17 protein-coding genes are annotated in these 15,752 nt (G+C 35.1%); 14 read left to right on the top strand and 3 right to left on the bottom strand.

All coding sequences use genetic code 11. The features are described from left to right. The first annotated feature begins 17 nt into the window (after positions 1–17). The 14 genes from EJ01_RS05570 to EJ01_RS05505 all read left to right on the top strand — a co-directional run bounded on the left by EJ01_RS05570 (position 18) and on the right by EJ01_RS05505 (position 14,048). The gene (locus EJ01_RS05570) at positions 18–1,985 is read left to right on the top strand and encodes a right-handed parallel beta-helix repeat-containing protein (RefSeq protein WP_048192856.1); all 1,968 of its coding nucleotides are present in this window, start codon (positions 18–20) and stop codon (positions 1,983–1,985) included. Between the two features lie 389 nt (positions 1,986–2,374). Then, on the top strand, positions 2,375–2,929 hold the full coding sequence (locus EJ01_RS05565; RefSeq protein ID WP_084689159.1) for an FmdE family protein: 555 nt from the start codon (positions 2,375–2,377) through the stop codon (positions 2,927–2,929). A gap of 259 nt (positions 2,930–3,188) precedes the next feature. After that, the gene (locus EJ01_RS05560) at positions 3,189–3,956 is read left to right on the top strand and encodes a DUF2162 domain-containing protein (protein WP_048081407.1); all 768 of its coding nucleotides are present in this window, start codon (positions 3,189–3,191) and stop codon (positions 3,954–3,956) included. 43 nt (positions 3,957–3,999) lie between these two features. Further along, entirely contained in the window at positions 4,000–4,659 is a 660-nt protein-coding gene (locus tag EJ01_RS05555; protein ID WP_048081406.1) for a MotA/TolQ/ExbB proton channel family protein, read from the top strand. Next, positions 4,635–4,946 (top strand): DUF2149 domain-containing protein, encoded by a 312-nt coding sequence (locus EJ01_RS05550; RefSeq protein WP_048081405.1) that lies wholly within the window; start codon positions 4,635–4,637, stop codon positions 4,944–4,946. The genes EJ01_RS05555 and EJ01_RS05550 overlap by 25 nt, the downstream gene beginning before the upstream one ends. Positions 4,947–5,115: 169 nt before the next feature. Further along, a complete protein-coding gene (locus tag EJ01_RS05545; protein ID WP_052375876.1) occupies positions 5,116–6,228 on the top strand; it encodes an iron ABC transporter substrate-binding protein in 1,113 nt (370 codons plus the stop codon). A gap of 233 nt (positions 6,229–6,461) precedes the next feature. After that, the gene (locus tag EJ01_RS05540; RefSeq protein WP_169740434.1) at positions 6,462–6,824 is read left to right on the top strand and encodes a thioredoxin family protein; all 363 of its coding nucleotides are present in this window, start codon (positions 6,462–6,464) and stop codon (positions 6,822–6,824) included. 11 nt (positions 6,825–6,835) lie between these two features. Then, a complete protein-coding gene (locus EJ01_RS05535; RefSeq protein ID WP_048081403.1) occupies positions 6,836–7,444 on the top strand; it encodes a cytochrome c biogenesis CcdA family protein in 609 nt (202 codons plus the stop codon). A gap of 603 nt (positions 7,445–8,047) precedes the next feature. Continuing rightward, positions 8,048–9,115 (top strand): tungstate ABC transporter substrate-binding protein WtpA, encoded by a 1,068-nt coding sequence (gene wtpA / locus EJ01_RS05530; RefSeq protein WP_048081402.1) that lies wholly within the window; start codon positions 8,048–8,050, stop codon positions 9,113–9,115. Between the two features lie 105 nt (positions 9,116–9,220). Further along, positions 9,221–10,012, top strand: a complete 792-nt coding sequence (wtpB, locus tag EJ01_RS05525) for a tungstate ABC transporter permease WtpB (protein WP_048081401.1) — start codon at positions 9,221–9,223, stop codon at positions 10,010–10,012. Further along, positions 9,999–11,045 carry a tungstate ABC transporter ATP-binding protein WtpC gene (gene wtpC, locus EJ01_RS05520; RefSeq protein WP_048081400.1) on the top strand — a complete coding sequence of 349 codons (1,047 nt, stop codon included), beginning with the start codon at positions 9,999–10,001 and terminating at the stop codon, positions 11,043–11,045. The genes wtpB and wtpC overlap by 14 nt, the downstream gene beginning before the upstream one ends. Positions 11,046–11,321: 276 nt before the next feature. Then, entirely contained in the window at positions 11,322–12,125 is an 804-nt protein-coding gene (gene modA / locus EJ01_RS05515; protein WP_048081399.1) for a molybdate ABC transporter substrate-binding protein, read from the top strand. Between the two features lie 50 nt (positions 12,126–12,175). Beyond that, positions 12,176–12,958 (top strand): ABC transporter permease, encoded by a 783-nt coding sequence (locus EJ01_RS05510; protein ID WP_048081398.1) that lies wholly within the window; start codon positions 12,176–12,178, stop codon positions 12,956–12,958. Beyond that, entirely contained in the window at positions 12,936–14,048 is a 1,113-nt protein-coding gene (locus EJ01_RS05505; RefSeq protein WP_245611156.1) for an ATP-binding cassette domain-containing protein, read from the top strand. The genes EJ01_RS05510 and EJ01_RS05505 overlap by 23 nt, the downstream gene beginning before the upstream one ends. A 24-nt stretch (positions 14,049–14,072) precedes the next feature. On the opposite strand, the gene EJ01_RS05500 is transcribed toward EJ01_RS05505, so the two are convergent. The 3 genes from EJ01_RS05500 to EJ01_RS05490 all read right to left on the bottom strand — a co-directional run bounded on the left by EJ01_RS05500 (position 14,073) and on the right by EJ01_RS05490 (position 15,749). Further along, a complete protein-coding gene (locus EJ01_RS05500) occupies positions 14,073–14,381 on the bottom strand; it encodes a DUF2097 domain-containing protein (RefSeq protein WP_048081397.1) in 309 nt (102 codons plus the stop codon). Between the two features lie 54 nt (positions 14,382–14,435). Then, the gene (locus tag EJ01_RS05495) at positions 14,436–14,735 is read right to left on the bottom strand and encodes a DUF2097 domain-containing protein (RefSeq protein WP_048081396.1); all 300 of its coding nucleotides are present in this window, start codon (positions 14,733–14,735) and stop codon (positions 14,436–14,438) included. Between the two features lie 195 nt (positions 14,736–14,930). After that, positions 14,931–15,749: a formylmethanofuran dehydrogenase subunit C gene (locus tag EJ01_RS05490; protein ID WP_048081395.1), complete on the bottom strand. Its 819-nt coding sequence runs from the start codon at positions 15,747–15,749 to the stop codon at positions 14,931–14,933. Positions 15,750–15,752 lie beyond the last annotated feature (3 nt).

Genomic DNA, 15,752 nt, shown 5'->3' with positions numbered 1-15,752 from the left:
TAATCAGCATAATGACCATGAACGTTGCATTTAGCGAACCAGTGTCTGCAGCGACATGGACCATAAATGAAGCAGATATGGGGATGCAGACAAACACAAACATCCAGAACATTATTAATAATGCAAACCCCGGAGATACGATACTGTTTACAGGACCACAGTATACACACATCCACCTCTCGATAAACAAACCATTAAATATAGTAAGCCGTGTTGGAACACAGCTATATGCGTGTCCCATGGAAGCACCGCAGGGATCAGATAATCTTGCTGCATTTTCCATTAACAACGCAGCAGCAGGGACTAACATTTCAGGATTCAAAATAAACAACAATAACCAGGGATACGGCATAAACATCAACGGCACCAGTAACGTGAATATATTGAACAATACAATAATTTGCAGCGACGGGACAGGAATCAATGTCTTTGGAAGCGGCAATATAACTGTGAAAAACAATACATTGACACAATCGATCTCAGGAATCAAAATATCAAATTCAAGCCTAAGCCGTATTTTAAGCAATTTAATAACAGCTAACGCTGAAAACGGAATTCTATTTGGAGAAAATGTTTCTAATACTGTTATAACTTATAATAACATTACCCGTAACTTAAATTCCGGAATAAACCTTCTAGAATCATGTAATAATGTTACTATAAAAAATAATGCCATCTCATTAAATAATAAAACTGCAGATACAGGATATGGAATTTATATTAATTCAACAATTTCCGGTCTTAACATCACAGGTAACTTCATTTACGAAAATGGGTATTTAGGTATCTGCGATGATATAGGAGTAAACGAATTAACTGAAACCACCCAGAATATTGAAAATAATTATATAACTGGACATACCTTTAGAGATGTGGTAAGGTACGTAGAAGTAGATGGAAACATTGTAAGAAAAGAAGTATGGCTAAAAGAAAACTGTTTTGGGGGTTTAAAACGATTGTGCCCATCGGCACATATCTTAGGTGATGTAATAATGGGCAATATTAGTCAATCATCCCCAGGCATATTCAGCGTTTCCTTTGTTGACAAAGACACAGGATTAACAGCCAATGGTTTAGGTTCATTTTATGTCACATTCTTCTTGAATAAAAATAATATATCCAAAGGTTCAGCTGATATAAGCGACATCTGGAAAGAAATTCTAGTTGTAAATGGAACAGCAACTGCCAATTTCACTAACTGCACATATAAAGCTACTAACAATAGTATCTTTGTTATAGCTCCATATTCCAGCTTTAATACCGCGCTGAAAAATTCATTTGCAGTTAATGATTCAGATATTCCAACTTTAAAGGCGAATATTTCAGCTACCTCCAGTGTCAGCAGATCCATTATAAAAAATGGAGATACAATAACTTATAAAATTACAGTTAAAAACAGCGGCAAGAAAAATGCCACCAACGTTAAAGTAAGCAATATACTTTCCCCTACATACTATTCAAGTTACGCAAAGCCTACCAGGGGGTCATATTACAACAGCGTATGGAACATAGGCAACTTAAATGCAGGAGAAACACTTACATTATACGTAACTGCCAAGGCTAAACTGTCAGGAATAACAAAATCCCAGGCAAAAATAACTGGAAACAATACAGACCCCGCATACTCAAACGCAGTACAGACAACCATAAATAAGTACATTAACCTGGCTTATTCCAACGCAGTCCTCACCAGCTCCAAAGTTAAAACCGGTAAATACGTTTACTTAGGAACCACAGTGAAAAACTCTGGAAAAGACAAATCTGGAACTGTTAAAGTTAAAATAACATTACCTAAAGGCATGAAATTGATCTCAGTTAACTACCCAGCAGTTTACAATAAAGTTACTAAAACATGGACTTTCACTGTACCTGCAGGAAAATACTACACTTTCAAAGTCAAAGCTCAGGTCACATCCAAAGGAACCAAAAAAGTAACATTCAACAACAACGGTAAAATACAGTACAAATACGTTACAGGATACTAAAACTGCAGTTTCAATTATTCACTCAAAAATTCCCAGATAAGGGATTTTTGAGGATTTATTTTTTTTAGATGGAATTCTACTTTGTTTTAAGATTAAAGCGTTTTAAAAACAAATATCTTGCGTTTACTAATTTTCACAGTCCAAAACTATAGGATATCACTATCTTTCAAATGATACACCACACCTGCGATATGTTTATATATCCCTATCGAGCTATATTAAATCTAAACTAATAATATTAGCTTAAAAAACTAAAAGAGCCATTATCAATATATTACAAGATGTTAACAGTTATAGAATTACTATAAAAATTTTATACTAGTTCTAACTGGATCAAGAATAATTGCTCTTAAATAAACAAAAAAAACAGTGATAATATGAGTGACTATATGGAATTATTAAAGAAAGCTGGAGAGTTTCACGGCGATATATGCGGCGGAATCGTTATGGGAACAAAATTAGCCATGTACGGCATGGAAACAATGGGAATGACACCTGGACAGAAAGATAAAAGATTGATAGTCTTTACTGAAATTGACAGGTGTATTTCTGATGCAGTCTTATCTGTAACAAGAACATCCTTAGGTAAAAAGTCCTTAAAACCAATGCACTACGGTAAATTCGCGGCCACATTCGTCAATATAGATACTGGTGAAGCAATCCGTGTTGTAGATTTAGGTGCTAATAAAAAAGATAGAGACGAAAATGAAACAACAGAAGAGCTTATAGAAAGAATAAACAAAACTCCTGCAGAGGAACTATTTGAAATTCAAAAAGTATCGGTTAAAATCGATCCCAATGATTTACCTGGAAAACCACTGGAAATAGTAACATGTGCTGACTGCGGTGAAGTTGTAATGGATGGAAAACATCACCTGAAAGGAGGAAAAGCTTACTGTACTTCCTGTTTTACTGGATCATATTATCAGGTTATAGACGAATAGGTAAAAAATCATAATTCCATTCTTATTTTTTTAAACTCTAACAGACTTATTTATTAAAATTGATTTTAATGAATTATTTAGAACATATCATTTTATTAAAGTTTAATATTTTTTAATAACCATTGATTTTCCTTCATGCGATATGTTTATATATCCCTATCGAGCTAAGATTGATCAATAGATTTTAATCAATTGTAAAACAGTGAAAATCTTTCAAAATAAAAAAATCAATTAATTATTATATTACGAGATGTTAACAATGGCAGAACTAGTATGGGAATGTTTAATCGTATCCTTGGTTTTATTATTTGGTGTTAATATTGGCCTTGCAATGGGCCTTACAGAGATCCGCAAAAAGGAGGCCATTTCCCTTTCAATATCATATGGTTTAGTCACGCTGATCATAATCATACTGGCCAATTTTTTAAACAGCACATTATACAGCACTATTAATTACTATATTTTTGCATTACTTGGAATTATAGGTGTTATAACCCTTTTAAGTGGGATTTACACCATCAAAAAATGGAAAGAAACAAAAAGAGAAATTTACCCCCTTCAATCAGTGGCCATGTTGTCCTCATCGGTATGTTACTTTGCAGGATTTATGTCCACTGCAGTACTTTTAAGTAAAGAAATAACGACGTCTTTCCTTGAGTTCAATTTATTTATGGGTATTGCATTAATTTTAGCAATAATGGGATTATATTCATTTTCTAAAATTTTAAAGCATGCAGAAATGCCTTATCCGGTTTTACTTGGAAATTTCATGATTTTAAATGGATTTTATTTTTTAATAAGCGCGGCACTTATTCCAAACATTGCGGAATTATCTTCAGTTCAAACAAGCGCATTATCCATAAATTCAGATATTTCATCACTTATTTTCCTTATAATGGGATTGATCGGGATTTTCTTAATAGGAGCTTACTTAAAAGGAGAGGGGATTACAAGCACAGAAGATATCCTGCAAAGAATAAAGTTAACAGCGTTTAACAAAACCAAAAAAGCCAAAAAATCAGAATAATGTCTTAAATACACACAACAGTTGAATAAATCAGGTGATTTTAATGCAAATTATTGGAAGCGAAATTTTAAGTAATTTATTATATTTAATAGCTCAAAGCTTGCTTATACCCGTCATATTAGTTCTTCTAGCCTTTATAGTATATGCAGTTTTAAGTTTAGGGAGTTTTTTAACCGAAAAGTTTTCAAAATCAAAATTCGATGTGGAAAAAACAGAAGCTTTGATAAGAGCCATCTCAAAATCAGCTAATCCTGAAGAAATGGCGAAACACGTTCAGGACAGTGAGCTCCCTGTTGACCAGAAAAAAGTGCTGGTAAAAATTATTTCCAACCATGACATTGGTTCAAAATCAAGAAGAGCACTTGCTACAAAGTTAATTGAGGAAGAAGAACTCAAATTTTCAAATATAACTCAAAGAACAGATATATTAGTAAGATTAGGCCCAACTATGGGACTTATGGGGACTTTAATCCCATTAGGTCCCGGATTATCTGCACTTGGAACTGGAGATATAAATTCATTAGCACAAGCTTTAATATTAGCATTTAATACCACAATAGCAGGTTTAGCAGCTGGTTCAGTAGGTTTTATCATATCAAGATACAGGAAAAAATGGTATGCTGATGATTTATCCATTTTAGACGCAATAGTTGATTCAACGCTGGAGGTTCTGGACAAATGCCAAGAAAAAGGAAGTTTTTAGAATATGAAGATGATGATGATCCCTCCTCAGGAATGGGCAGCCTGACAGACTGTATGTTGGTTCTGGCACTTGGATTTATGATATTTGCTATCATGGCGTTACAGAGCAATCCTACATTATTTTCAGAGTCATCATCAGGGTCTAGCCCAAATTCAGTTTCAGTTAGCACGGGCCAAACCATCAATGATACTCCAGGTAATCAATCAGGGTCAGGCAATAATTACCAACAGATGGGAACGGTTTATAAAGACCCTAAAACGGGTAAGCTTATCATGGTCAGTCAGTAGCTTATTGGATGCATAAAAATCAGATTAACCAATGCTTCCTTGATTTTAAAGAATATAAATGATATAATGCATTAAATCTAGAAAATTAATGAGGAATACTTGAAAATCATTATAAATGGCCAAATTTGATGAAAAATGATACTTTACAATAAATTATGAGAGTGATGAAATGAAGAATTATTTTATTTTAATTGCAGCACTATTCTTAATAACAGCATCAGTGGGAGGGCACTATCTAACAGAGAATGGATATCTCTCAATGGGAGGCAACACCACCATAACAGATATGGCTAACAGAACATTGACTGTTCCGTATCCTGTAAACCATGTGCTGGCAACTTCTCCAACTACAACAATCATGGTATATATGCTAGCTCCTGAGAAGCTACTCGCTTTTAATTACCAGACAACAGCTGAAGAACAGGCATACATGCCTGATCAATATAAAAACTTACCATCAGCGGGAGGATGGTACGGATCACAAACTGCTGATTACGAACAATACATATCTATGAACCCTGATGTGATATTTGACAGCGTTTCAACATCCAATTCTGGATCTGAAGATGCGGCAACTGTGGCCACCCTCACCGCAAGACAGAAACAACTAGGTTCAATACCCGATGTTGGTGTAGCTGATACCAGTAATGTTACCGCATTTAGCTCTTCCATTGAGTTCCTCGGAAAAGTACTTGGAAAACAAAACGAAGCCCAAAAATTAAATGAATTCAACTCTAAAGTTCAAAAAGAAGTTAAAAGTGGCGTATCCGGCATATCAGACAGTGCAAAAGTAACTGTTTATTATGCCCGTGGTTCTAATGGACTTCAAACCGCTCCTTCAGGCTCTGCACATACACAATTAATTGAGCTTTGTGGTGGAAAAAATGTGGTTAGTGCTCAGGCGGGGGGAGAAGGAATGGTCAGCGTATCCATGGAACAGGTTTTAAAATGGAATCCCGATGTTATTATAACTTCAGACTCAACATTTTATTCAAATGTTTACAAGAATTCCAGCTGGAATGAAATAACTGCCGTCAAAAATAAAAGAGTGTATCTTGCTCCACAGGGTCCTTTCAAATGGTTTGGCCAACCAGATGGTGCAAATATGATTATTGGAATTCCATGGACTGCTAAAATACTTTATCCTGACAAATTCAAGAATTTAGACTTAACAGGTGAAGTTAAAGAATTCTATTCTGAATTCTACCATTATGATCTAAGCGATGATGATGTTACTAAACTCCTGAAAGGGTCTGGAATGAATTCCAGCATGATAAGTTAAGACTACCACATGTCTTAAGTGAAAATACAATAAGAAATTACTGAATTTCAGGGAGTAATCCCTAGTGAAATCAAGGAGTATACTGCAATAATCAGAACTTAAATAATGATTACAGTGACTCCCCACCATTTCATTAAAAGAAAGTAGTATAAGTTAAATATCATGGTGAAAATATGAATAAATTCTTTATTTGTCTGGGGGTTATTCTGGCGGCCACTGCAGTAGTTTTAGCGGTGTTCGGACAGTCCATTGTAACTAGTGATCAATCCAATGTTAGCGTAAACTGGCACACCGATTTAAATTCAGCGCTTCAAGAAGCCAAAAATACCAATAAATCCATCTTCATAGATTTCTACGGTGAAGGGTGTTCTTACTGTAAGCAACTTAGTGAAAACACACTTTCTGATTTAAGTGTCGAGAAAAAACTCAGCCAGGATTATGTAGCAGTTAAGATCGATACAAATCAGAACCCCAATTTATCATCACAATACAAAATATACGAACTTCCTACGCTGGTCATTCTAAATTCAAATGGTCAGGAGATAAAAAGGCAGGAAGGATATGTATCAGCCGATCAATTGCTAAATTGGCTTTAATGGAGCATGACATGAATATAGGCTTTTTAATTTCTTTTTTTACAGGTGCAGCATCAGTAATTTCGCCCTGCGTACTGCCCCTTATACCAATAATTGTGGGGCATTCCATTCTAAAGAAGAAATTTTCACAAACAACCGCGTTCATCCTCGGATTTTTTTTAGTTTTTACAATTATAACCGTACTAACTGTTTTATTTACAGCTGCAATAAATTATTATCTCTTATATTTTAGAATAACTGCAGCATTACTTCTAATTGGAGTTGGAATATTTTTTATCATTGACAAAAACATTTTTAAACATTCTTACACTCCTAAAAGTAATAGCAAAAACACGGGATCATTTATGCTAGGTTTTCTGACATGCCTTGCATGGTCCCCCTGTTACGGCCCATACATAGTAGCTATAGCAACTTACAGCGCATCTACTGGAAATTTAGTGTACACTACAGTTAATATGGCATTATTTGCCGCAGGATATTCCTTAACCTTACTACTTATAGGAATTTTTGCTTCAAAATTGAATTTTGAAAGATTAATCACATACTCCAAATGGATAAGAATAGGATCTGGAGCCATAATCTTTATTGCAGGGCTTTACCTCCTGTTAAATTTATTATAGCCTGGAGTTTCATAGTCAACACCATCCATTGATTTTCAAGTTTCAATTCTTCTTTTTTTTCCAAATTTCATAATACTCCAAGTACAATCCATACTTAATTTAATAGGAGAATATTATGAAAATAAGTGCAAGAAATCTTATAAAAAACAAAATAGTAGCAGCATGGTCAGGAAAAGTAGTGTCAAACGTGGAATTACAGATTACCATCAATTCCAATATTACAACAGCGACCTAACTGGTGGTTCTGAAGACGATCTGCAAATTAATTAAGAAGTTATAATCGTCCAGATAATAAAATATACATAAATTAAAGTTTAAAATAACAATTAAATGGATTTTAACCATATAATTCATATTTTTATTCATTTTTTATCCAATTAGACATAACCAAATTTTTTATAGGCCTCCCTAACAAATATAACGCGCGTTAATTTGTTAAAATCATAAACAGCAGAAAATAGACCAGATTCCTTATTTTTTAAAATAAAGGGCTTATTCGATATGTTTATATATTCTGTTCGCAAATATGAAAAAAGAGGTCTATCTTTTTGAAAAGATCCGTTTCTTTTAAACCAATATTATCTATAATAAGGAGGCAAAACTATGAACAACAGGAATATAGCGATAATAGCTATTGTAATAATTGCTGTTGCCGCAATTGGAGTGTATGGATACAATACATATTCAACTTCATCAGAAAGCGGTACTATAGTAATATATGCAGCAGACAGCCTTGCATCACAATTAAATGAAACAATAAAAGAATTCAAAACCCAACAACCGAATGTTAATGTAGAAGTACATTACTCCGGAAGCCAATCCGCAATCAGACAGATAACTGATCTTAACAAGACTGCAGATATCGTAGCATCAGCTGATTACGGTCTAATCGACCAGAGGTTAATACCTAATTACACAAGTTGGAATGCTAAATATGCACGTAATGAGATGGTAATTGCATACACCAATAAAAGTAAAAACAGCAGCCAACTTAACAGCACTAATTGGTACCAGATACTCAACCAATCAGACGTAAAATTTGGTTTCAGCGATCCAAACTCTGATCCAGCAGGTTACCGTGCAGTGATGATGATACAACTTGCAAATTCATACTACAACGATAGTTCAATATTTGATAGTTTGATTAGCCAAAATTCTGCCATTACTGTTAAGGAAAACGACACAGGTTATGTAATAAATGCTCCTGGCAACCTGAATCCAGGCTCCCACATCATGATAAAAGATGATGATGCACAGTTAATGCCTTCGTTAGAATCAGGTGCTCTTGATTATGCAATTGTATACAAAAATCTTGCAGAACAACATAAAGATTCAGGTGTAGAATATATGGTTCTCCCCGGCAAATTGAGTCTTAATGATACCCAATATGAATCTGATTACAAAAAAATAAGTTTAGTAGAGTACAGTGACAGCAACGATGCCAATAAAACAAAAGTAATAAAATTATCACCTATTGTCTATGGAATTACCGTGCTGAACAATGCACCGCAAAAACAGCTTGCAACAGAATTTGTGCAGCTCCTATTAAGCCCAACAGGTACACAAATAATTCAAAACAGTTTCCAGGACCCGATAACACCTGCAATAGCAACTAACGATTCCACCAATATACCAGAGGCACTCCAGCAATACATAACAAACAGCACATAATACCATAGCTTTAATTAGGAGACAACTTCTCCTACATTTTTTAATTTATTTATAGTAGTAAAAACTAAGAATTATAAAACGGTACTTATTTTAAAGTGAGTAGTTATGAAGAAACTAGATTATACAACCATTTTCTTTGCTTTTATGGGATCTTTTTTATTTTTATTCATCTTAATTCCTATAGTTAACTTGATATTTTCATCAAATCCTGGCTCGATTGTAGCTAATCTTCAAGACAGCGAAGTAATTAAAGCAATATTTGTCAGCGTATACTCTGCACTTGCAGCAACTATTTTAGCTCTCTTATTTGGAGTACCTCTTGCATACATTTTGGCAAGACATGATTTTCCAGGGAAAGGATTTGTAGAATCAATAATTGACGTTCCAATTATCATACCCCATCCCATAAGTGGTATAGCACTTTTACTTGTTTTTACATCAGGAGGTATACTGGGAGCGCCATTAAGCAAGTTAGGTCTTATCTTCACAGATGCAATCCCTGGAATTATTATTGCAATGCTTTTTGTAAGCTCTTCTTTCGTTGTAAACTCTGCAAGAGAAGGATTTGAAAGTGTTGACCCCCGTATGGAAAAAGTAGCTAGAACACTAGGTTCTGGAAGCCTAAGAACATTTTTCATTATTACTCTGCCATTAGCCTTAAGAAGTATCGTAGTTGGTTCTATAATGTGCTGGGCCAGAGCAATAAGCGAATTTGGATCTATTTTAATTATAGCATATTACCCGCTAGCAGCGTCAACACTTCTTTACAGGAGATTTGTGGATTTTGGCTTATCCAGTTCAACACCAGTGGCTGTTATTCTCATATCATTATGTCTAGCTCTTTTTATTATAGTCAGATTGCTTATAAAGGGATGGAGAACCTATGATAAGAATTGAAAACCTTTCAAATGATTGGAAAGAATTTAAAATAAATAACATTAACCTGCAGGTCGAAGACAGCGAGTACTTCATTATTTTAGGCCCAAGCGGATCTGGTAAGACCATGCTTCTGGAATTAATTGCAGGAATGTGGCCCCTTGATTCAGGTAAAATTTACATGGACAACAAGGATATTACAACTCTTCCCCCAGAAAAAAGAGGAATCGGCTTTGTTTACCAGAATTACATGCTCTTTCCACACAAAACCGTGTTCGAAAATATTGCATTTGGGTTGAAGGTGAGAAAAGTCCGGGACGAAGAAATAAAAACCAGGGTCAAGGAGATGATGGATCTCCTTAAAATTTCCCACCTTGCAGACCGCCTGCCGAGAACTTTAAGTGGAGGAGAACAGCAGCGAACAGCTTTAGCCCGTGCCCTAATCATTTATCCTAAAATTTTACTTATGGATGAGCCTTTAAGTGCACTGGACAGAAAAACTAGAGATGAATTAATGCAGGAATTAAAGGAGATACATAGAAAATTTGATGTGACCCTTGTTCATGTCACCCATAATTTCGATGAAGCACTTATGCTTGCTGATCGAATAGCAATCATGCGGAATGGTGAAATTTCCCAGGTTGGTACCTCAACTGAAATTTTCAGGCACCCTGCAGACAAATTCGTGGCCGACTTTGTAGGGGCCGAAAATATAATCGAAGGTACCGCTAAAAAAGATGGAGAAAGACTCACTATAATAGATACTGGAAATATATCGATATATTCTACTGAGCAGAAACAAGGGCATGTTCACATAACTGTAAGGCCTGAAGATATTATATTATCTACACAAAAAGTTGAAACCAGTGCTAGAAACGTTTTTAAAGGGTCAATTAGAGGAATAGTAGATACTGGAGCATTAATAAAGTTAACTATTGATGTAGGCGAACCGCTGGTTGTATTTTTAACCCGGCAGTCATTTTTAGATATGGAGTTAAATATAGGAAAATCCGTCTGGACCTATTTCAAAGCCACAGCAGTACACGTTTTTTAATTAATTATTCTTTTTTTATACTTATTTCAACTAATAATAGCACAGAAGACCTGTTTCAAAACAAATCTGTTTTTTCAGTTCATTTTAGTTGTTATAATTTGAATAGCATTTTTCATCACTCGGGTATAACAACCTCATATTCCCTTAAATTTGTTAGGGAAGCCTATATTTATATCTTTAAGGAAAATAGTCATAACGATACGTTTATATATACATTTCTATAAAGTTCACATTAAGTCTTATCAGTTTTTAGGACGTATTAATAGGAGGCGAATTATGGATACAAAAAACATCGCAATTATTGCAATCGTAGCAGTTATCATCATAGTTGCAGGCGTATACGCAAGCGGAGTCTTAACAGGCGGGAACAGTGCAAGCGGCAATATCACTGTTTTAGCTGGCGCAGGCACTATGAAAGCTATGAATGAATTAAAAACAAATTTTGAAAAAGAACATCCAGGCACAACCGTTAATATACAGTACGGTAACAGTGGAGAGCTTTTTGCAACATTAAGCTCACAAAAAAGTGCAGACATGGTAGTTCCAGGAGACCTGACCTTTATGGACAACGCTAAAAGTAAAGGTTACATCGATAACAGTACTGTTAAACCGATAGTATACCACATACCAGTCATAGCAGTCCAGAAAGGAAACCCTAAAAATATAACTTCTGTAAAAGACCTGGGTAAATCTGGAATTAAAGTTGCTTTAGGAGATACCAACGGTACTGCTGTCGGTAAACAGAGTATAAAAATACTCAATAAAACAGGCGACTTAGTTGCAGTTAAAAGTAACGTCGTTGTCTACGCACCTACTGTAAACCAGCTCTTAACCTACCTCACATCAGGCCAGGTTGATGCGGCCATAGTAACTGAAGATATAGCAAATACAAGTGCTTCTGAAGGTAAAATCGAAATAATACAGATTCCAGAGAACCAGAATGCCATTGCTACCATTGGTGTTGGTTTAACCACTTTCACTAAAAATAAGGACCTTGCTATGCAGTTTGAAGACTACATAACTTCATCTGATGGTCTGGCAGTATGGAAGAAAAACGGATTTAAACCTGTAAACCAATAAAAATAGAGGACATCAAGCTTTATAAACCAGTGCAACGATAGAGTGATTACATGAAAAGCAAGCTTGAGGTAACCTTTATTTCCATTTCTTTTATTTTTACCGCACTTTTATTCATAATTATAGGCAGTCTTTTTTTTATGCCGTCATTACAAGGATTCGTCCAGTCGCTTTTTTCAGAAGAGATGGCAACTGCATTTAAACTAACTTTATCTACATCAGTAATAGCAGCATTAAGCGTGATACTAATAGCTGTGCCAACTGCTTATTCACTGTCCAGATATAATTTCCCGCTTAAAAATATAGTGAAAAGTATTTTAGACCTTCCCATGGCATTTCCAGAAATTATTTTAGGTATAGCGCTGCTGATGCTCTTTGGAAACAATTTATTTGGAAATTTTCTGCAGAGCCTGGGTATAAATATCGTTTTCACCACGACAGGAATAATTATAGCCCAATTCTTTGTTGCATTTCCCTATGCTGTAAGAATAATTTACTCCACATTTAACTATATTAACCCCAGATATGAACTGGTTTCCAGAAGTTTAGGGTACGGGGAATTCGAAACCTTTAAAAATATAACCATTCCCCTTGCTAAAAGTGGAATATTCGCCGCGTTAGTTGTTACAATTGCCCGCTGTATAGGAACATTTGCCGCGGTCCTCCTGGTGGGCGGTGGAACATACCTGAGAACTGAAACATTACCAATAGCTATTTACTACAATTTATCACTTGGAAATATAGATATGGCCATAACAGCGAGCATAATACTTATATTAATATCATTTGCAGCCATATTCGTGCTGGAAAAATATGCAAACGAAAATACAGGATGATCCAATGTTTTTAGAAGTTCAAAATTTAAGTGTTGACCTCAAAGAATTTTACCTTGACAATGTGAATTTAAGTCTGGATAAAAACAGCTACATGGTGATCATCGGCCCCACTGGTTCAGGCAAATCTGTCCTCTTAGAAACAATTGCCGGATTTTACAGGGCAGAAAAAGGGAAAATATTCCTCGAAGGAAAAGAAATAACAGAGTTAAATCCTGAAAACCGTGGGATAAGTATAGTTTATCAGGATTATGTACTTTTTCCCCATATGAACATCTTTGAAAATATATCCTATGGGTTGAAAAAGAAAACAAAAGACGAAGAAATAATAAAATCTAAAGTTTTAAAGATGGCCAAACTCCTTAAGATTGATCATCTTTTACATAGAAATCCTGATACATTAAGCGGCGGTGAAAAACAGAGAACCGCCATTGCAAGATCCCTTATTGTCGAACCACGAATACTGCTTATGGATGAGCCGTTCAGTGCCGTTGATGTAAGTACCCATGCCTACCTTACAAAGCTAATTAAAAATGTAATAGCAGACTATGAAACTACATGCATCCATGTAACTCATAATTTTAATGATGTCTGGAACTTAGCTGATAAAGTGGCAGTTATGAAAGAAGGTAAAATTCTTCAACAGGATATACCCACCGAAGTATTTTCAAAACCTTCCCACAACTTTGTCGCAGACTTCGTAGGTATACACAATATTTTTGAAGGCGAAATCATCGAAAAAGAAGGGTCTCTAACTAAAATAAAGTTAGATTCTGATTTAATCGTATACAGTTCAGATTCATCTGAAGATTCAGGTAAAATCTTAGTAGGTATAAGGCCAGAAAATGTTATTTTTTCAAATGAAACCTTTGTTTCCTCTGTTCAAAATCAGATTAAAGGAGTTGTAAACGAAATTGTAAAAGTTGGCCCTATAGTCTGGATAGAAGTTAAAATAGGACAAATTAACTTTAAAGGGATTTTAACCCCAAATTCATGTGAAAAATTAAAGATTAAAAAAGGGAAAAACATCTATTTAAGTTTTAAATCTGTCAATGTCAAAATAATTGATAAAAAGGAGTTCTATACTCCATAATTACTTTAATTATTAAAGTGCTAATTAATCGCCGCATCTGTCAATAACAATTACAGTTACATTTTCCTGGCCTTTAGGAGTATGTCTAATTTCAATTAAGTCGTCTTTTACCTCTTCCAGGTCTATTTCAATGGTTGAATTTAAGGTGTCACCCTGTACTTGAACCATTACACTGCAAGTTTCCCTGTCTTTTAAACATTCAGTTTCAACGTTTATAACTTCTCCAGGAGTATAAACTCTATTATAAGATAATTCTATGTTGTCATAGGTTTTTACGTTATTTTTTATGTATTCAATAGCAGCGTCACAATCCATTGTTATTTCTTTTTCCATAAAAAATCACCTCTTAACTAAGGCCATTATATTCATTGAAGTATGTGTATACTATTATTTTAAAGTTTCTTCAATGACAATTATAACAAGTTCATCGTCGGTATTGGTATGTCGAATTTCCAGTATATCATCTTTAATATTTGTTAAATCAAGATGGACTGTATCATTCAACAATTCACCCTGTAATTGAAGTGTAAGGTTTAAGCTTTCATCCTCTTCATCTTCTTCTATATCCAAGACTTCTCCAGGTACATAAACCATATTATAAGAAATTTCCAGAATATCATACTGTTTAACTTCATTTTTGACGTAATCTACAACGTCATTGGCACTTAATATTATTTCAGTTTCCATGATTATCACTTGATCTTTCTGTAAAATAAAAGTTTCTAAAAGTTTTAATTTTTAAAATTAGTCCTATATTTTTAAAAAAAGAAAAAAAACGACCAGCAAAAATTAAAAACTTTCACTGGTCCCTCGAAAACGAGTTTTCAGGGCCCTTGAAAACTCATGAAATCTAAGATTTCAAATTATTTTCGAGTAGCTGAACTAGAGTTTATCCCTGTTCTTTTCAGCATTTAGCCATAATCGGCCTTTTCCGTTTAAAGCAATGTCACCGATGTATTTTATGTATTTTCCGGATAATACTTCTCCTTCAATTTCAGGATCGTCGTATATACCTTCCTGAGTAAATCCTTCAAGTAAACGACCGAGTTCTCCGTTAACAACGATGTCACCGTTTTTCATCTGTCCACCAGGCCACCTGGTTACGTCACCATCGATCTGGATGTAACCTTTGGTCATGTGGATACCTGCGAGAATATCACAGTTTCCTTTGACGATTATTTTACCACCGGATAAACATTCACCGAGCTGTTTACCAGCGTTTCCGTGGAGAGTTATGGTTCCTCCACTCATTCCTCTCCAGTCACCAATGTATGATGCTCCGCAGAATTCTCTGGTATTTCCGGTGATGGTAAGGGATCCTCCCTTCATTTCCCTGCCGGCGTAACTGTCTGCATTTCCGTTAACTGTGATGGAACCTCCGGTCATCTCAGCTCCGCAGTGTAAATCCGCGTCTCCGTTAACTATGATTTCACCTGCACCCATTTTGCTACCGATGTATTTTACTCTGCCACAATCTCCATTTATGACCATTTTTACATCGTCAGCACTTTCAGCATCTCCTTCCACTTCTATAGTAAAGTAGTCTGTAAGTGGGAATCTTGAGTTTCCAATTGGCACCATATACTTTTCAAAGTCTGCTTTTTCCCAAGTGTATACGTTATCTGGAATTATTTCATCGAATTCCAGTGCTATTGGGGAAGTCTTTATTTGATCTAAAGTTATTGTTTTCAAGCTTAACACCCC

Origin of the sequence: Methanobacterium veterum, assembly GCF_000745485.1 — an archaeon.
Lineage (GTDB): Archaea > Methanobacteriota > Methanobacteria > Methanobacteriales > Methanobacteriaceae > Methanobacterium_D > Methanobacterium_D veterum.
This window is presented reverse-complemented; position numbering and strand designations above follow the sequence as displayed.